The following is an 18886-nucleotide window of genomic DNA, read 5'->3' on the forward strand; positions in this document are numbered from 1 at the left end:
CGGGCCTGCAAGGCCCCTCATGCACCCAGGCGCAGACCGCTGCTGGGCCTCATCACGCTCAAACGGCTACTGGCGCCCACTCCTCCCTATTCGGATTCGTCAAACATGGGGTTGTGAGAGGCTCCCATAACTGGGGCGTAGTGAGAAAAAGTGACATTCCCCGAAGTGAATTTGTGCTATTGAAAATATAGCGGTATGCCCTAGTTCCAATTGTGCTGGAGGCACTTTTTACCCCTGATCGGTGAAGGGTTGCCCGTCCATGCCTCGGCCCGGTGGCCGCAGGGGCGCCCGCCCGCATGGCCCTGCCGGCACGCGGGCCGGGCCGGCTGACTACAATCGCGCTCCCCGAAAGGCGGCTGTCCCGGCCGCCTTTTGCGTTTCCGTCCCCGGGACCATGTAGAGGACCACCATGTACAAAAACCTCGCAGCCACGCTCGTGGCCGCTTGCTGTTGGCTTTCCCCCGCCTTTTCCCAAACCAGCCACACCGCCCAGACCGCCCAGACCGTCCCCCCGGCCGTGGTGAAGGCCGGCTTCGTCTATGTCTCGCCCATCACCGAAGCGGGCTGGACGCGCCAGCACGACGAGGGCCGCAAGGCCGTCGAAGCCGCCATGGGCGACCGCGTGCGCACCACGTTCGTGGAGAACGTGGCCGAGGGCGCGGACGCCGAGCGCGTCATCCGCGACTTGGCCGCCACGGGGCACCAGATCATCTTCACCCCCAGCTTTGGCTACATGGAGCCCACGCTGCGGGTGGCGCGGGACTATCCCGGTGTGAAATTCGAATCCATCACCGGCTACCAGACCGCGCCCAACGTGGCCACGGCCAACGCCCGTTATTACGAGGGCCGCTACTTGGCCGGCGTCGCCGCCGGGCGCATGACGCGCACCAACGTGGCGGGCTACGTGGCCGGCTTTCCCATCCCCGAGGTGCTGCAGGGCATCAATGCGTTCACGCTGGGCCTGCGCTCGGTCAATCCCCAGGCCACGGTCAAGCTGGTGTGGCTGGACGTGTGGTTCGACCCGCCCAAGGAACGCGATGCGGCCATGGCGCTGTTCAACCAGAACGTGGACGTGGTGGCCTTCCACACCGGCTCCACGGCGGTGATGGCCGCGGCCCAGGAGCGTGGCAAGCTCGCGATCGGCTACCACTCGGACATGCGCCGCATGGGGCCGGATGCGCAGATCCTCGCCGTCACGCACCAGTGGGGCGGCTACTACACCGAACGCGTGCGCGCCGTGGCGCAGGGCACGTGGAAAAGCGGCAACCTCTGGGGCGGCGTGCGCGAGGGCATGATCCGCGTCGAGGGCTTCGGCAGCAAGGTGCCGCCGGCCGTGAAGGCCGAGGTGCTGGCTCGCCAGGACGACATCGCCAAGGGGCGCTTCCACCCGTTCCGCGCGGGGGCGACCCCTGTGCGCGACAACACCGGCCGCGAGGTCATCGCCGCGGGCCAGACCCTCGGCGATGCGCAGATATTGCAGATGAACTGGCTGGTCGAGGGCGTGCAGCGCTGAAAAGGGCGGGGAGGGGCCTTGGCGAGGCCCCGTCCTCTCTCTTTCGGCTGCTACAGGTGGCGCGCCACCAGCTGCGGCAGCGACGAGGCCAGCAGGGCCACGCCCGATGCCGTGAGCAGGCCCAGCACGATCTGCCGGAAGGCCACGTCGCTCAGCCCGATGTACAGCCGCGTGCCGAGCAGCGTGGGCACCAGCATCGCCGGCGCCACGATGGCGAAGAACGGCAGCATGTCACGCGTGACCATGCCGGTGCCCAGGTAGGTGCCCATGGTGACCAGCAGCATCGACAGGTTGAAGTTCTGGATCACGGCGCGCTGCTGGTCCTTCTCGTAGCCGCGCAGGGTGCACCACAGCGTGGGCAGCGTGCCGGTGAACCCGCCGATGCCGCCCATCACGCCGCCGGCCAGCCCCACGACGCCATCGGCCACGCGGCCTCCAGAGCGGATGCGCGGCAGGCGCTTGGCCATCAGCATGGTCGGGCACCACAGCACCAGCAGGGCGCCCAGCAGCGTCTTGAACCACACCATGTCCAGGCGCGGCAGCAAGGCCACGCCCAGCGGAATGCCCAGCAGCCCGCCCAGCACGAACGGCGCCAGCGTGCGCACGTCAAAGCCGCGGCGCACCGACACCGCCGCGACGATCTGCCCGGTGAGCGCCCCGAACACGGCCAGCGCCGCCGCCAGGCGCGGCTCCAGCGTCCAGGCCCAGAACGACATGGCCACCATGCCGAACGCGAACCCTGACAGCCCCTGCACGAACCCGGCCACCACCGCCCCGATGCCCACCACCCAGTAGATCGTTTCCATTGCGCGCTTCTCCCCCCATTTTTTTGATCGGAAGGCGTCCGGCCCCGCAGGGCCGCCGCCGCATGGGCTGCGATTGTGAGGGAGCCACATGAGCCAATCTTTCTCATTTAGTATTGCCCCATAAGCCAATGGATATGGCTCTGGGAACGTTCGATGACCCCTGCCGAGATGGAGGCCCGGCTCGCGTCGCGGCTCAAGATGCGCCACCTGGTGCTGCTACGCATGATTGCGGAACACGGGTCGCTGACCCGCGTTTCGCACCGCATGGCGACCAGCCAGCCGGCCGTCACGCACGCGCTGGCCGAGCTGGAATCCATGTTCGGCGGCGCGCTGTTCCACCGCTCCGCGCGCGGCATGGCGCCCACGGCGCTGGGAGAGCTGGTCATCGCCCGGGCCCGGGCGATGCTGGAGGACCTGGGCCATTGGGTGCGCGACATCGAGGCCGTTGGCCTGGGCCGCGCCGCGCACCTGCAGGTGGGCGTGATCCCTTTCGTGTCCGGGCGGCTGCTGGCGGCCGCTATCGGCCAGACGCGGCCGCAGGGCCTGCAGGTGACCGTGACCATCCACGAAGGCACCAGCGACCGCCTGCTGGAGCGCCTGCGCCAGCATGAACTGGACTGCGTGATCGGCCGTGCATCGGCCGTGCTCGACATGCAGGGGCTGGAGCATGAGGTGCTCTACCACCAGGCGCCCCGCCTCATCACCCACCGCCGCCTCGCCGCGCGGCTGGGGCGCCAGCCCCTGGCCTGGCAGGAGCTGGCCCGGCTGGAGTGGATTCTGGGCGCCCGCCAGACGCCCATGCGCGAGCAGATCACCGATTTCTTTCTGCGCGCAGGGGTGGCGCCGCCCGCGCCGTTCGTCGAGAGCCTGTCGTCCAAGCTCATCGGCGAGTTGATCGCGGCCAACGAAAAAGCGGTGTCCATCGTGCCCGCCGACATCGCGGAGGAACTGGCCCGCATCGCGGGCGTGGGCATCGTCGCCCACCGCTTCGGCTGGACGCTGCCGCCCATCACGCTGTTCCAGCGGACCGAGGGCGCGCGCTACGAAGAGCAATCGCTGTTCGTGGCGGCGCTGCGCGCGGTCTGCGCCCGGCAGGCGGCAGCGCAGGCCGGCGACGCCGCATAGCGCCAAGCGCGTCGTTCGCAGGGCTCCGCGCTGACCTGGAATGCATCTGCGCCGGTCTGGCAACTACCCGAAGGGATAGTTTCCGGGCGCCCCGGGCATTGCTGTAATGCCATCGACATGCCCGCCAGGCACGCGATGCGCTGGCCCGCGCGGCCCGCGGTGCGCCCGGCGGGTCCAGAAAAAAACCAAGGGGAGAAGGTCGATGCGAATGTTCATCACGGCGGCGCCTGTGGGCGCCGTTCCACAGCAAGCCCTGGCCCGGGAGCCGAAATTCCTGCCTGCCCGGTCGATCGAGGCCGCGGACGCCCAGGGCATGGGCCTGGCCCATCGGCTGGCCGCCGATGGCTGGGAGGCGGTGCCGGCCGGCGGCCTGGGGATCTGCGACAGCCTGGACGCCCTGCAGGTGGCCAGCGCGGCGGACGGGCACGAGGCGCCGGGCCGCCGCCTGGGCGACGTGGAGGCGCGCCGGCACCTGCCGGGTGAGGCCCTGCACCGCATCGCATCGGCAAAAACGGCGCGCGAGCTGGTGCTGACGCTCACCTCCCAGGGTTGGGACGTGGCGGGCGCCGGCGATCTGGCATGGCGCGCGGAAACGATCGAGACCTACCTGCCGCCCGCATTGGTGGCCGCGTTGCAGGCCGAGGCGCCGCAACTGCTGGACGCCCTGCGCAAGCGCGGCTGGGCCGACCACGGCGCGGGCCACTGGAACCCGGGCAGGACGGCATCGCCGCACCTGCCCATCGCACCCGAAGCCATCGTCGCGCACAGCGTGGCGGCGGTGCGCGAAGGGGCCGCCATCGTGCACCTGCACACGCGGGACTGCAGCGGCCAGCACCCGGTCCACGTGCCCGGGGTGGCCGTGCCGGTGCGCCTGGGGCGGCAGGCCAACCACATCGACGAAGCGCAGTATGCGGCGATCGTGCCCCGGCTGCACCAGGCGGCGCCCGCCGCCATCCTGAACCTGTCCACCAGCGTGCGGGGCGGTGCCGCCGACTTCGAAAGCCCCGTGCGCCGGGTGCATCTGCGGGCTTACGGCGCGCAGCAGCGCGCGCCGGAGATGGGCTCCTTCAGCCCGGGGCCGGTGGTCTTCCAGGCGGGCGGCGGCTATGAGAATCCCCCGGCCTTCCTGGCGGCGCAGATCGCGCACTGCCGGCAATGGGGCGTGCGGCCCGAGGTGGAGGTGTTCAACGGCGCGATCCTGGACGGTGCGCTGGGGCCGTATCAGGCCGGCCTGCGCTCGGTGGGCGGGCCCGTGCTGTTCATGCTGGTGGTGGGGGTGGACCAGCACCGGCGCCTGCCCGATGGCGGAGTGCAGGACGATTCCCTGCTGCCGGTGCAAGATCGCAAGGACATCCTGCGCCTGCTGGCCGAGGGCTCCGCAGAGGCCTTCGAACAGGCCCTGGCCCAGGCGGTGGCGCGGCTGCAGCCGGTGGTGGCGCGCATCCGCGCGGAGTGCCCGGGTGCGAAGGTGTCCGCCCTCGTGCCCGGACCGATGATCGTGCTGCTGCCGCGCCTGGCCGTGGCCCTGGGCCTCGACGGCGTGCGGGTGGGCCTGGAAGATGCCTTGAACGTGCCCGATCCCGAGGTGGCGGGCGGCTGGCGCCGCGGCACCACGGCGGAGCAGGTGCGCTATGTGCGCGAGCAACTGCAGGCCCTGGGGGCCACGGTGCTGACCGCCGAGGAAACGCGCGTGGCGCTGGACATGCCCCATCCCGATGTGGCGCTGCTGCAGGCCGCGATCGCCCGGCTGCAGCCGCTGGCAGCGACTGTGCCGCTGGACCGCCCCCGGGCCATGGCCAGCGCGGTGCTGGCGGCGCTGGCACCGCTGCAGCCCGCGTACGCAGCCCGGGAATCGCGGTTCCTGGACGCGCTGGAGGCGGCGGCCAACCACCTGCCGCCCGATGCGCAGGCACCGGGTGCGGGCGACCTCGCGCTCGCGGCCCTGCGCGACCATGGGCTTTACGCGCGCTTTTTCGTGGAGGAGCGGGACCGCTATCCCCGTGAAGGTGCGGCGGCGTTCCGGCACGTCTATCCGCTGCAGGCCCTGAACTTCGTGCGCGAGTTGCTGGCCGAGCGCCAGCGCCCCGGCGGGCGGTGGGACGCGGCGCTGCAGGCCATGGCCGCCGAAGCGGGCCTGCCGCCCCATGCCTACCAGGTGCCGCCTGCGCAGTTCAAGGGGCCGCAGGGGCGGTTCCTCGAATTCCTCACCGCCATTCCCTGCCACTACACGGACGACCGCACCGACATCGTCCACACCGCCGTGCGCAGCGAGCCCGGCTACAGCGCCGCCATGGCCGTGCTGTTCGAGGCCATCCACGAGCGGGCGGTGGCCCTGCGGGCCAATTCGGAGGCCGAGCCCAAGAGCGCCGGCATCCGGGTGTACCGGGACGCGCCGCGCAGCGGCGGCCTGGCGGTGCCCATCGACATGGACGTGGCGGCCGTGCAGGGCGCCATCGCCCGCGGCGCATGGATCGTCCTGCCGAGCACGCCCACCACCCACTACCCGGAGGGTCTGAAGCTCTCCACCGGGCTCACGGCCACGTTCGCCCGGTTCCTGGAGCGCACGCAGGCCGCCGCCGAGGTGCTCGGCATCGCGCACGCCGGCCTCGATGCCGACGGCACCGTGCTGATCGAATCCAGCATGCTGCACAACCGCTTCACGCTCAACACGACGGCGCATGCGCAGGTGGTCAGCCACTCGTCCCGCCTCATCTACGAGCGCGTGGTGCTGCCCCGGCTGGTCGCGTTGCCGCGGGCGCTGGCCTGGACGGCCACCGGGCTGGTGGAGCGCGATGCGGCGGGCCGGCCGCTGAACCGCGACGGGCAGCCGGCGGGGCGGCTCTCTTTCCAGGGCATCGAAGACCTGGTGCGGCTGCATTTCCTGGCGCACAGCTCCGGCATCGCGACCATCCAGCAGATCGACAACGCCGCCCGGGCGGACCTGCAGCGGCTGGGCTATTCGGTGCAGGAGCAGGAGGAAATCTTCAACCGCTCCGTCGCCCTGTCGTTCGCGTCGGCCTGCGATGTGAACCTGTCCGTGCTCGGCACCCCCACCGTGGACGTCACCGCGCTGAACGATGTGCGCAGCGTGGCCGGCACGACCACGCCGGACTACCTGTGCGGCAGCGGCAACGGGCTCTGGAGCCTGGCGCCGCTCCTGCCGCACCGCGATGACGAGGCGTTCCGCTACGGCAGCGCGCACTGGATCTTGCGCAAGGGCGAGCAAAAGAAGCTGCTGCTCCGCCTGGCGGGCGTGGTGCTGCGGGAAGACCCCGTGCGCCTGCACGACGGGCACTCCATCCGCCGTTATCTGGAAGGCGCGCCCGCTTCGCTGGTCGAGCTGGTGGCACTGCTGCAGACCGCTCCCGCCTCGCTGCGTGCCGACATGTTGCTGCGCCAGCATTTCGCACGGCATGGCTCCCCGGCACGCCCCGTGCCCGCGGCCCGGGATCGCGCGGCGGACCTGGCCCTGGCCGGTGGTACCGCCTGATGCGTCGGCGCACCGCACCCGCGAAGGAGACATGAGCATGGCCAGGATCGCCATCATCGGGGGCGGCTGCAGCGGCACCCTCGTCACGCAAGCGCTGAGCCGCATGGGCGGCCAAGCCGGGATTTCCGAGGTGCTGCTGTTCGACGAGTCCGGCGGGTTCGGCCCGGGACTGCCTTACGGCCGGGACACCAACGACGGCGAGTTCATCCTCAACATGGCTTCGTCGTTGCTGAGCGCCCGGGCCGGCGAGCCGGACGGGTTCGACCGCTGGCTGCAGCAACTCTGCGCGGGGCAGGCCGATGCGCCGGGCGGATACGTGCGGCGCTCGCTCATGGGGGCCTACCTGCAGGATGTCGCCCACCAGGCCGAGAGCGCGTTCGCCGCGCGCGGCGTGAAGCTGGTGCGCGTGGCGCAGGCGGTGACCGACATCGAGCGCGGGGCCAGCGGCTTTCACGTGGCCACAGCCCAGCATGCCTGGCATGTGGACCAGGTCGTGCTGGCGCTGGGGCATCTCAAAAAACGTTCGCCCTTTCCGGGCGTGGCGCACTACCACGCGAACCCGTACCACGACCTGGGCGCCATCAAGGCCGAACTGCCGCGGCATGCACGCATCGGCATCCTCGGCACCAAGCTCACGGCCATCGACATGGCGCTGCTGCTCGGCCGGCTCGGTGTGGAGCGCATCCACATGTTTTCCCATTCCGGCCAGCTGCCCCTGGTGCGCGGCGCCCTGCCCACCACGCCCCTGGTGCGCCCGGAGCACCGCTATGTGGGCGACACGCTGCGCGGCTTCCTGCGCTGGTTCCGCGAAAGCCATCCTTGCGGGCACGAATACCCGGGCCTCATGACGATCCGCGATCCCCTGGTCCGCATCGGCCGGGAGATCGAGGCGGCCCAGGCCGTGCGCAACTGGCAGCTGCAGCTGGACGCCACCAAGGAGGACATCGACCGTTACTGGACCGCGCTGCGTCCGGACCAGAAGCGCCGGTTCTTTCGCAAATACCAGGGCCTTTGGATGAGCTACCGGCACCCGATGCCGCTGGACAACGCGCGCAAGATCCAGGCGCTGCTCCAGGCGGGCCGGCTGACCGTGCACCCCGGCTACCGGGCCACACGGCTGGCGGAGGGCCGGCCGGGATTCCAGGTGGAGCTGGCCAGCGGAACGCTGGCGCTCGACGGCATCCTGGATGCGACCGGCGTGGCCGGCAACCTGGCGCGCATCGATTCGCCGCTCATCGAGAACCTCATCGACCGCGGCCTGGTCCGCCAGCACGAACTGGGCGGCATCGCGATCGATGCCCAAAGCCTTCAGTTGCTGGGCCAGCCCGGCCTGTTCGCCATCGGGGCGCTGACCCAGGGCGCGCTGTTCTACGTGTCTGCCATCGAGCGGCTTTTACTGCACGCCCAGCGCATCGCGGGGCAACTGGGCCGCTTTGGCGCCCTGACGGCGGTCGGAGACCGCGAGGCGTTGCCGCACCGGGAGCGGGTGGCGGTGTAGCGCCGCTGGTATGGGCCCCATGCGCTGCGGCGCATGAAAGGCGCCGTGCCCGGCGTTAAGCTGCCGCCATGCAAATCTACCGCTCCGGCCTGCTGCGTTTCGCCGACGACCATTCGGCCCTGTATGAAGAAGACGGCCTGCTGGCCATCGGCCCCGATGCCCAGGGGCGCCAGCGCGTCCAGGCCGCAGGCGCCTGGAACACCCTGGCGGCCCAATACGCACAGTGGCCGGTGGTGCACTGGCCCGGCCGCATCATCGCGCCGGGGTTCGTCGACATGCACGTGCATTTTCCGCAGACCGATGTGATCGGCTCGCCCGCCGACGGCCTGCTGCCCTGGCTGGAAAACTACACCTTTCCCCACGAATCCCGCTTTGCCGATCCGGCCTATGCCGCCGGCGTGGCCACCGTGTTTCTGGACGAACTGCTGCGCAACGGCGTGACGACTGCGCTCACGTTCGCCACCTCGCACCCGGCGTCGGTGGACGCGCTGATGGGCGAGGCGAAGGCGCGCGGACTGCGCCTGATCGCCGGCAAGGTGCTGCAGGACCGCCACTCGCCTGATGGCGTGCGCGACCAGACCGAGCAGTCCCTGCGCGACACCGAGGCGCTGATCCGCCGCTGGCACGGCCAGGACCGGCTGGGCTATGCCATCACGCCGCGGTTCGCGCCCAGTTGCACCGAAGCCCAGTTGCGCGGCGCGGGCGAACTGGCCGCGCAATACCCCGACGTGTGGATCCAGTCGCACGTGGCCGAGAACCTGGACGAGATCCGATGGGCCCGCGAGCTGTTTCCCGCGGCCCGCAGCTACCTGTCGGTGTACGACGACTTCGGGCTGATGCGCGAGCGCGCCGTGTACGCCCACTGCATCCACTTTGACGATGCCGACCGGGCGCTCATGCGTGACACCGGGGCGGTGGCGGCGGTCAGCCCCACCAGCAACCTGTTTCTGGGCAGTGGCTTCTTCGACTACGCCGGGGCCGACCGGGTCGGCTTTCGCTATGGACTGGCGAGCGATGTGGGGGGCGGCACGAGCTTCAGCCCGTTCCACACCATGCTCGCCGCCTACTACGTGGGGCGTGAAGGGCAGACGAAGCCCGGCCTGTCGCTTTCGCCGCAGGCGCTGTGGTGGCAGCACACGGCCGGCGCGGCGCGCGCGCTGGGGCTGGCGGGCGTCATCGGCAACCTGCAGCCCGGGTGCGAGGCCGACTTCGTGGTGCTGGACCCGCGCGCCACGCCGCTGCTGGCGCGCAAGACCGCGCACGCGGCCAACCTGGACGAACTGCTCTTCGCGATGATCGTGCTGGGCGACGACCGGGTGATCGAGCGCACCGTGGTTTCCCAATCCGAATAGGCCCCTGGCGCAGGTTGCACTAGCGCATGTCGCTATGAAAAATATAGTGCCTGCCCGCGCGTCCTCTCTACAATGGCGGCCCAGCAGGAGTGAGCAATGAGCATCAAAAGCGACAAGTGGATTCGCCGCATGGCGGAGCAGACCGGAATGATCGAGCCCTTCGAGCCGGGCCAGGTCCGTGAAGCGGAAGGCCGCAAGATCATCAGCTACGGCACCAGCAGCTATGGCTACGACATCCGCTGCGCGCCGGAATTCAAGGTGTTCACCAACATCCACAGCACCGTGGTGGACCCGAAGAACTTCGATGAAAAGAGCTTTGTCGACTTCGAAGGCGACAGCTGCATCATCCCGCCCAACAGCTTCGCGCTGGCACGCACGGTGGAGTACTTTCGCATCCCCCGCAACGTGCTGACCATCTGCCTGGGCAAGAGCACCTATGCCCGCTGCGGGATCATCGTGAACGTGACGCCGTTCGAGCCCGAGTGGGAGGGCTATGTCACGCTGGAATTCAGCAACACGACCCCGCTGCCGGCCCGCATCTATGCCGGCGAGGGATGCGCCCAGGTGCTGTTTTTCGAAAGCGACGAGGTTTGTGACGTGAGTTACAAAGACCGGGGCGGCAAATACCAGGGACAAAGCGGCGTCACCCTGCCCAAGGCCTGAGGCGCGCCTGATTTTTCGGGCGGTGGAGTCCTACACCGCCACGGCTTTTTTACCGTGAGCGAGGGTGGCTACGGTTTTTTACGATTCAGCCAGGTTCTGTGTTGCATCCGGTTGGATGCTGTAAATCCCACGCAGAACGCTGCCTGAGGAGCCCACCATGCCTGCCACCCACCACGCCGTATCGTCTCACCAGGCCGAGCGCACGGGCCTTTCGCATGTGCTGCACGAGGCTTCGGGAGGCAGCATCCACCGCTGCTATTGGCCCGCCGAAGCGCTCGATGCCTTCCTGCTGCAGATGGCCGCCCGTGGCCATTGCATCAGCGCCGCCATGATGCTCGGCGACCGCACCTACGCCCTGCAGCAGATCGAACGGGCCCGTGCCCTTCCGGGATGCGCCCTGCATGCCCTGGTGCAGGAGTTGTCCGGTTATTTCGAAGACGCCGAGCCCGCCGCTGCCAGCGTGCATTGGTGCACGCGTTGATACAGGCAGGGAGCGCCTGAAGGTCGGCGCGTTGCGTGGATGCCTCTGGACCGGTCCCGTCCTACGCCCCCGCAGGCCATCGACCGGGTTTTCGACCCTGGCGCGCTGCCGAGCATCCCACCCATCCATTTCAGCCCCATCCGCAAGAGACTGCCATGCACGACGATTTCCATCCCCCTGTGTCCTCCGCACCCAGGCTGCGCCCGTGGCCTATCCTGATCGGCAGCGTGGTGATCGCGGCGCAACTCGTCGCGCTGGGCTGGGTGGTGCAGGGGCAGGTGCAGCAGGCATCGGAGCGCCAGGCGCACTGGGCGCCCCGGGGCCTGCAGAGTTCACCGGCCACCTATGCAGCGGTGGACGCGCCCTCGTTCAGCGAGCCGCAGCCTTGATGGCGTCGCGAATCGACCCATGGGAACTGCTGCCCGGCGTGCGGCACGGGCGTAACATCCGGCGCACCGCACCCGCAGGTGCGAGCAGGAGAACCGTATGAAATGGGAAGGCAACCGCGAGTCGGACAACGTCGAGGACCGCCGCGATGGCGGCGGCGGTGGGGGCATGCCGGTGTTCGGCGGCCGCAGCATCGGCATCGGCACCATCGTGGTGGCGTTGCTGGGGGGCTGGATTTTCGGGATCAATCCCTTGACGATTCTGGGACTGCTGAGCGGCGGCGGAGGCGCTCCCGCCCAGGTCCAGCAGGCGCCGGCACATCGCCCGCCGGCCGACGACAAGATGGCGCGCTTCGTCTCCACCGTGCTGGCCGACACCGAAGACGTGTGGACCGACATCTTCCGCCAGGGTGGCAACGCCTATCAGGACCCGAAGCTCGTGCTGTTCCGTGGTTCCACACCCACTGCCTGCGGCACCGGCCAGGCGGCGATGGGCCCGTTCTACTGCCCCGGCGACCGCAAGGTGTACATCGACCTGGGCTTCTATGAAACCTTGAAGAACCGGCTGGGCGCACCGGGGGATTTCGCCCAGGCCTACGTGATCGCCCACGAGGTGGGCCACCACGTCCAGAACCTGCTGGGCATCAGCGCCAAAGTGGACCAGATGCGTGGCCGCGTCAGCCAGGTGCAGTACAACCAGTTGTCCGTTCGCCTGGAACTGCAGGCCGACTGCTTTGCCGGGGTCTGGGCCCACCATGCCCAGAATGCCCGCCAGATCCTGGAGCAGGGCGATGTGGAAGAGGCCATGAACGCCGCAGCCAAGATCGGGGACGACGCCCTGCAGCGGGCGGGCGGCGGCGCCGTCGTGCCGGACAGCTTCACCCACGGCACCAGCGCGCAGCGCCAGCGGTGGTTCCATGCCGGCCTGGAAAACGGCAGCGTGAAGGCTTGCGACACGTTTTCGGCCCGCAGCCTGTAGTGTGAACGCCGCAGTGGAAGCGTTCACCCTGCCATGCCTGGGGTGGCGTTTGCGCTTTTACAGCCATCGTATGGTGCTATGAATTGAATAGCATCGTGCCTTTGGCGCACGAATGCCTAGCCGAAAAAACACCCCGTTCAGCCCCTGGTGCGACAATAGCGGGCTAAATGACAAGTTCTTTCTCCAATTTATCGCTGGCTGAACCGCTGGCACGCGCCGTGGCCGAAATGGGCTACGAGTCCATGACGCCCATTCAGGAGCAGGCCATTCCGGTCGTCTTGACTGGCAAGGACGTGATGGGTGCGGCCCAGACGGGCACCGGCAAGACGGCCGCCTTCTCGCTGCCCTTGCTGCAGCGCCTGCTCAAGCACGAAAACAGCTCCACCTCCCCCGCCCGCCATCCGGTGCGCGCCCTGGTGCTGCTGCCGACGCGGGAGCTGGCCGACCAAGTCGCCCAGCAGGTCGCCCTGTACGCCAAATACACCAAGCTGCGCAGCACCGTGGTGTTCGGCGGCATGGACATGAAGCCGCAGACGCTGGAGCTGAAAAAAGGCGTGGAAGTGCTCGTGGCCACGCCCGGCCGGCTGCTGGACCACATTGAAGCCAAGAATGCGGTGCTGAACCAGGTCGAGTACGTGGTGCTCGACGAAGCCGACCGCATGCTGGACATCGGCTTCCTGCCCGATCTGCAGCGCATCCTCTCGTACCTGCCCAAGCAGCGCACCACGCTGCTGTTCAGCGCCACGTTCTCCCCCGAGATCAAGCGCCTGGCGGGCAGCTACCTGCAAGACCCGATCACGATCGAAGTGGCCCGCCCCAACGAAACGGCTTCCACGGTGGAGCAGCGTTTTTACAGCGCCAACGACGACGACAAGCGCCGTGCCATCCACCAGGTGTTGAAGACGCGGGGCCTGAAGCAGGCTTTCATCTTCGTGAACAGCAAGCTCGGCTGTGCCCGGCTGGCCCGCAGCCTGGAGCGTGAAGGCCTCAAGACCGCGGCGCTGCACGGCGACAAGAGCCAGGACGAACGTTTGAAGGCGCTCGATGCCTTCAAGCAGGGCGAAGTCGATCTGCTGGTGTGCACCGACGTGGCGGCACGCGGACTGGACATCAAGGATGTGCCGGCCGTGTTCAACTTCGACGTGCCGTTCAATGCCGAGGATTACGTGCACCGCATCGGCCGCACGGGCCGCGCAGGCGCCTCGGGCCTGGCGGTCACCCTGGTGTCCAGCAGCGACACGCGCCTGGTGGCGGACATCGAAAAGCTCATCAAGAAGAAGATCGATCTCGAAGCCCTCGAGTACGAGGAAGACCGCCCGCGCGGCCGCATCAACGACGGCCAGCGCGCGTGGCGCGAGGATGGCCAGCGCGAAGGTGGCCGGCGGGAGCGGGGCGGCGAGGCGCACGACCCGCGTGGCAGCGCGCCGCGCAGCAGCTACCGCGCCCCTTCAGCACCCCGCGATCCGTTCTTCGACAAGCCGTACGAGGCACCGGCCACCGAGGCGGCGCCCCATTGGGAGTCCGCGGCCAAGGCCCAGCCGGCGCGCAGCGGCATCTCGGCCAACATCAAGCCCAAACGCAAGGTGGCGGCCCTGTTCAAGGCCGTGCAGCCCGAGACCGAAACCTCCTCGCAGTGAGCCCCAGGATCGATCCGTCGGCCGGGGCCTGATTCGCTGAGGCCTTGGGTGAGTCCTTATCGCCGTTGGGCGGCGGGTGGCTCGTTCTTGTTCAGGCCCCAGGCTTTTGCGCCTCCTCGCAATCGACATGGCAATGCTCACGGTCTGCCAGCGTGCGGCCGAACCGGACCGCGCTGAGGCAGCCTCCCCACACGCAACCGGTGTCCAGCGCCAGCAGGTTGGCTCGGTTCATCCAGCCCAGGGTGGACCAGTGCCCGAACGCCACCAGCCCGTTCTGCGTTTTGCGGCCCGGTGCTTCGAACCACGGCACCAGGCCGGCTGGGGGAGCGGTGGCAGCCTCGCTGCTCTCGAAATCCATGGCGCCCTCAGGTGTGCAGAAGCGCAATCGGGTGAGGGCATTGACGATCACGCGCAAGCGGTCCGTCCCGGTCAGCGTGGGGTCCCAGCGGTCGGGCGTGTTGCCGTACATGGCGTGAAGGAATGCGGGCATGTCGGCACCGCGCAGCACGGCATGCACCTCGTCGGCATGCGCCAGCACGTCCTGGGCCGACCACGAGGGCAATACGCCCGCGTGGACCATCAACAGGGGCTCTCCGCCATGCACATGCTGGCGTGCCAGCGGCTGATGGCGCAGCCAGTCCAGCAGGGCCTCGCGGTCGGGTGCCTGCAGCACCTGGTCCAGCGTGTCGCGGCGGGAAGGCTTGCGGGCCCCGTGGGCGGCCGCCAGAAGATGCAGGTCGTGGTTGCCCAGCAGGCTGCGCAGGCTGTCGCCCTGCTGCATGCAGCGGCGCAGCACGGCGGCGGAATCAGGGCCCCGGTTCACCAGGTCGCCCAGCAAATAAACCGTGTCGCGGCTGGGAGAGAACCCGATGTGGTCCAGCAGGCGCTGCAATGCCGTGTCGCAGCCTTGAATATCCCCGATGCAGTAGAGCGCCATGGCGTTTCCGAAGGTGGTAAACCCGCATTGTCGCGGCTGGACGAGGCTGTGCCAGGTAATCGCCCAGGCTACGATGGCCGGGCCGGTGCAAATCAGGGCGCGCGCTTCGATATGGCTGAGCTGGCAGAGTTCCCCGAAATTCCAGAAATCAGCGGGTTATTCAAAGGGTGGATTGCGCCCGCTTTCTCTGCACGATATTGAAAGATACCTATAATGCGGCCTTCGTTATTAATCTCCGTACATCACCATGAGCACTAGCTACAAAGACCTGCTGAAACAGCGCGAAGAACTTGAGCAGCAAATCGGCGAAGCACGTCGCCGCGAACTTTCCGATGCCATCAATCAGGTTCGCAATCTGGTGGCGGAGTATGGTTTGACCGCTCAGGACGTATTTCCCACAGGCCGTGCCCGCAGTGCCAGCGCCGGCGTCAAAGTCGCTCCCAAATACCGCGATCCCGCGACGGGCCAGACGTGGACGGGCCGTGGCAAGGCGCCCAAGTGGATCCAGAACCAAGACCGCGAGCAATTCGCCATTTGAGTGCAAGCCTTGAATTCCAGATCGCGCGCAGGCACGGCCCGCACTGCGGATTGGCAAGAGCAACCCACGCAATAAAAAGCCCGCCTTGGCGGGCTTTTTTCATGACCGCGAATACCGTGCCGTTCGGTTTGACTGCATGGGCAGCCCAGGCGGGTTTCCTGGCTTCCCTTTCATCGGTGCACTGGCCGCTTTCGGGCGCTGCGCTCTGTCTCCAAATCCCAGCCATTGGGAGTTGGCTTAACCTTCTTGAGCGGCAATGCTGCCCAGCCGATTAATTTCAAGGAAAGCGATCGGATAAAAATGAAGATTCCGCAGGGCGGTATTTTATTAATCGAATGGCACGCGATATATGGCGTTGTACCTACCCGTGCTGCTGCTCCCATGGCGTAGGACGGCAGGCCTTGCGATCGGGCGTTTCTTCTGGAGTTTGGCGGTGCACTCTCTGAAATGTCCTGCATGCGATTACCCCACGATTGCATCGATATGTAGGACTGCCAGAATAGGTGCTCTCGTCCCCACAGGAGTAGCACTACATGGCCTCGATGTCACCCCCGGTTTCCCGCCACGCGTTCGCATCCACCCTGAAGAATTTCACGACGGGGTCCGGCAAAAGCGGCAAGTTCTATTCGCTTCCGGCACTGGCCAAGCAATACCCGTCGATCAAACGGCTCCCGGTTTCGATTCGGATCGTTCTGGAATCGGTGCTGCGCAACTGCGATGGCCGCAAGGTCACGGCGGAACACGTGGAGCAGTTGTCGCGCTGGCAGCCAGTGGCCGACCGCAAGGACGAGATTCCCTTTGTCGTGTCGCGCGTGGTGCTGCAGGATTTCACCGGCGTGCCCTTGCTGGCCGATCTGGCCGCCATGCGCAGCGTGGCCCAGCGCCTGGGCAAGAAGCCCAAGAAGATCGAGCCGCTGGTGCCCGTGGACCTGGTGGTGGACCACTCCATCATGGTGGACCACTACGGCACGAAAAAGGCGCTGGACCTGAACATGAAGCTGGAATTTCAGCGCAACCGCGAGCGCTACGAATTCATGAAGTGGGGCATGCAGGCATTCGATACCTTCGGCGTGGTGCCGCCCGGGTTCGGCATCGTTCACCAGGTCAATCTGGAATACCTGGCGCGGGGGGTGCACAAGAGGGCCGATGGCGTGTACTACCCCGACACGCTGGTGGGCACGGACAGCCACACGACCATGATCAACGGCATCGGCGTGGTGGGCTGGGGCGTGGGCGGCATCGAGGCCGAGGCGGCGATGCTGGGCCAGCCGGTGTATTTCCTGACCCCGGACGTGGTGGGCTTCGAGCTGACCGGCCAGTTGCGCGAAGGCGTGACCGCCACCGACCTGGTGCTGACGGTGACCGAGATCCTGCGCCAGCACAAGGTGGTAGGCAAGTTCGTGGAATTCTTCGGCGAGGGCACGCGCACGCTGTCGCTGCCCGACCGGGCCACCATCGGCAACATGGCACCCGAGTACGGCGCGACGATGGGGTTTTTCCCGGTGGACGAAAAGACCATCGATTACTTCAAGGGCACCGGCCGCACCGACAGCGAGATCGAAGCGTTCGAGGCGTATTTCCGCGCCCAGGGCCTGTTCGGCGTGCCGCTCGCCGGCGAAATCGACTACTCCAAGATCGTGCGCCTGCACCTGGGCGATGTGACCCCCAGCCTCGCCGGACCGAAACGGCCCCAGGACCGCATCGAGCTGGGCAACGTGAGCAGCGACTTCGTGTCGCTGTTCAGCAAGCCCTCGGCGGAAAACGGCTTCAACCGCCCGGCCGAACTGCTGCACACGCGGCACCACATCCACCGGGGCGACGAGGGCGTGAGCGAGGCGGTCCCGGCCGAGAAGCCCGCCCCTGCGGGTGGACCGCGCTTCCTGGTCGAGATGGAGCACAACAAGCCGCCGCTGGCGGTCACGCATGCCGATGCCGCCGTGCGCCTGCCGACCAAAGGCGTGGACCCCACCATCGGCAACGGCGACGTGCTGATCGCCGCCATCACGAGCTGCACCAACACCTCCAATCCGAGCGTGCTGCTGGCCGCCGGCCTGCTGGCCAAGAAGGCCGTGGAGGCCGGCCTGAAAGTGCGGCCGCACATCAAGACCTCGCTCGCGCCCGGCTCCCGCATCGTCACGGAATACCTCACCGAAACCGGTCTGATGCCCTACCTGGAAAAACTCGGGTTCGCGCTGGCGGGGTATGGCTGCACGACCTGCATCGGCAACGCCGGCGACCTGGCGCCCGAGCTGAACGAGACCATCACCGGCAACGATCTGGTCTGCGCGGCGGTGCTGTCGGGCAACCGCAATTTCGAGGCCCGCATCCACCCCAACATCAAGGCCAACTTCCTGGCCAGCCCGCCGCTGGTGGTGGCGTACGCAATCGCCGGCACGGTGCTGCGTGACCTCATGACGGAGCCGGTGGGCAAGGGCAAAGGCGGGCGCGACGTGTACCTGGGCGACATCTGGCCCACCAGCGATGAAATCCACGCGCTGATGCGCTTCGCCATGAACGGCAAGGCCTTCCGCGACAACTACGGCAAGGTCAAGACCGATCCGGGCGCGCTCTGGAACAACATCAAGGGCGTGAAGGGCGACACCTACGACTGGCCCGCCAGCACCTACATCGCGGAGCCGCCCTTCTTCGCGCGGTTCACGCTGGAGGCCAAGGAGCGGGCGGTGGGCGCGGACGGCTCCAAGGCATCGGAGTCGGTCGTGGGCGCACGCATCATGGCGCTGTTCGGCGACTCGATCACCACCGACCACATCTCGCCGGCGGGCTCCATCAAGGAGACCTCGCCCGCCGGGCAGTGGCTGCTGCATAACGGCGTGATGAAGCAGGACTTCAACAGCTACGGCGCGCGCCGCGGCAACCACGATGTGATGATGCGCGGCACCTTCGCCAACGTGCGCATCAAGAACCTGATGATTCCGCCCACCGCCGACGGCTCGCGCGAGGAGGGCGGCGTCACGCTGTTCCAGAACGAGGGCGAGTTGCAGGGCACGAAGATGTTCATCTTCGATGCGGCCATGAAGTACATCGCCCAAGACACCCCCACCGTGATCTTCGCGGGCGAGGAGTACGGCACCGGCTCCAGCCGCGACTGGGCGGCCAAGGGCACGCAACTGCTGGGCATCAAAGCGGTGGTGGCCAAGAGCTTCGAGCGCATCCATCGCTCCAACCTCGTGGGCATGGGCGTGCTGCCCCTGCAGTTCAAGGCGGGCGATTCCTGGGAGTCGCTGGGCCTGACCGGCACCGAGACGATCGACGTGGCTCCCGATTCGGAACTCACCCCGCAAAGCGACGCGCTGCTGACGATTCGCCGGGCCGACGGATCGCGCCAGGAGGTCACGGTCACGCTGCGTATCGACACGCCGATCGAGGTGGACTACTACCGCGCCGGCGGCATCCTGCCCTATGTGCTTCGGCAGTTGTTGACCGCTTGATTGGGGGACATCCACCCGGGGGGCGAGCGGCC

Annotated in this window: 14 protein-coding genes; 12 read left to right on the top strand and 2 right to left on the bottom strand. The window is 67.8% G+C overall.

Going from position 1 to position 18886, the window contains the following annotated elements; all coding sequences use genetic code 11:
• The first annotated feature begins 409 nt into the window (after window positions 1-409).
• Complete coding sequence (locus tag AVAK2825_RS20265) at window positions 410-1513, top strand: BMP family ABC transporter substrate-binding protein (protein WP_284402267.1); 1104 nt, start codon at window positions 410-412, stop codon at window positions 1511-1513.
• 50 nt (window positions 1514-1563) lie between these two features.
• Here AVAK2825_RS20265 and AVAK2825_RS20270 read toward each other — a convergent pair whose 3' ends face one another.
• Window positions 1564-2319 carry a sulfite exporter TauE/SafE family protein gene (locus AVAK2825_RS20270; RefSeq protein ID WP_272564920.1) on the bottom strand — a complete coding sequence of 252 codons (756 nt, stop codon included), beginning with the start codon at window positions 2317-2319 and terminating at the stop codon, window positions 1564-1566.
• Window positions 2320-2472: 153 nt separating this feature from the next.
• Here AVAK2825_RS20270 and AVAK2825_RS20275 point away from each other — a divergent pair, with 153 nt between their 5' ends.
• From AVAK2825_RS20275 to AVAK2825_RS20315, 9 genes are all read left to right on the top strand, one after another.
• A complete protein-coding gene (locus AVAK2825_RS20275) occupies window positions 2473-3444 on the top strand; it encodes a LysR substrate-binding domain-containing protein (protein ID WP_284402268.1) in 972 nt (323 codons plus the stop codon).
• Between the two features lie 202 nt (window positions 3445-3646).
• Complete coding sequence (locus AVAK2825_RS20280; RefSeq protein ID WP_284402269.1) at window positions 3647-6934, top strand: 3-keto-5-aminohexanoate cleavage protein; 3288 nt, start codon at window positions 3647-3649, stop codon at window positions 6932-6934.
• Window positions 6935-6971: 37 nt separating this feature from the next.
• A complete protein-coding gene (locus tag AVAK2825_RS20285; RefSeq protein WP_284402270.1) occupies window positions 6972-8432 on the top strand; it encodes an FAD/NAD(P)-binding protein in 1461 nt (486 codons plus the stop codon).
• Between the two features lie 68 nt (window positions 8433-8500).
• The gene (gene guaD / locus AVAK2825_RS20290) at window positions 8501-9784 is read left to right on the top strand and encodes a guanine deaminase (protein ID WP_284402271.1); all 1284 of its coding nucleotides are present in this window, start codon (window positions 8501-8503) and stop codon (window positions 9782-9784) included.
• A gap of 96 nt (window positions 9785-9880) precedes the next feature.
• Window positions 9881-10447, top strand: a complete 567-nt coding sequence (dcd, locus tag AVAK2825_RS20295) for a dCTP deaminase (protein WP_272564912.1) — start codon at window positions 9881-9883, stop codon at window positions 10445-10447.
• A 157-nt stretch (window positions 10448-10604) separates the two neighbouring features.
• On the top strand, window positions 10605-10928 hold the full coding sequence (locus AVAK2825_RS20300) for a hypothetical protein (RefSeq protein WP_284402272.1): 324 nt from the start codon (window positions 10605-10607) through the stop codon (window positions 10926-10928).
• Window positions 10929-11083: 155 nt separating this feature from the next.
• The gene (locus AVAK2825_RS20305; RefSeq protein ID WP_284402274.1) at window positions 11084-11317 is read left to right on the top strand and encodes a hypothetical protein; all 234 of its coding nucleotides are present in this window, start codon (window positions 11084-11086) and stop codon (window positions 11315-11317) included.
• Window positions 11318-11414: 97 nt separating this feature from the next.
• Complete coding sequence (gene ypfJ, locus AVAK2825_RS20310) at window positions 11415-12293, top strand: KPN_02809 family neutral zinc metallopeptidase (RefSeq protein ID WP_284402275.1); 879 nt, start codon at window positions 11415-11417, stop codon at window positions 12291-12293.
• A 167-nt stretch (window positions 12294-12460) separates the two neighbouring features.
• Window positions 12461-13930: a DEAD/DEAH box helicase gene (locus AVAK2825_RS20315; RefSeq protein WP_272564908.1), complete on the top strand. Its 1470-nt coding sequence runs from the start codon at window positions 12461-12463 to the stop codon at window positions 13928-13930.
• A gap of 91 nt (window positions 13931-14021) precedes the next feature.
• Here AVAK2825_RS20315 and AVAK2825_RS20320 read toward each other — a convergent pair whose 3' ends face one another.
• Complete coding sequence (locus tag AVAK2825_RS20320) at window positions 14022-14867, bottom strand: symmetrical bis(5'-nucleosyl)-tetraphosphatase (RefSeq protein WP_284402276.1); 846 nt, start codon at window positions 14865-14867, stop codon at window positions 14022-14024.
• A 247-nt stretch (window positions 14868-15114) separates the two neighbouring features.
• Here AVAK2825_RS20320 and AVAK2825_RS20325 point away from each other — a divergent pair, with 247 nt between their 5' ends.
• Both AVAK2825_RS20325 and AVAK2825_RS20330 read left to right on the top strand, forming a co-directional pair.
• Window positions 15115-15405: an H-NS histone family protein gene (locus tag AVAK2825_RS20325; protein WP_272548868.1), complete on the top strand. Its 291-nt coding sequence runs from the start codon at window positions 15115-15117 to the stop codon at window positions 15403-15405.
• A 533-nt stretch (window positions 15406-15938) separates the two neighbouring features.
• Window positions 15939-18854, top strand: a complete 2916-nt coding sequence (locus AVAK2825_RS20330; RefSeq protein WP_284402277.1) for an aconitate hydratase — start codon at window positions 15939-15941, stop codon at window positions 18852-18854.
• The last annotated feature ends 32 nt before the right edge of the window (window positions 18855-18886 follow it).

This window comes from Acidovorax sp. SUPP2825, from assembly GCF_030158995.1.
Classification (GTDB): domain Bacteria; phylum Pseudomonadota; class Gammaproteobacteria; order Burkholderiales; family Burkholderiaceae_C; genus Paracidovorax.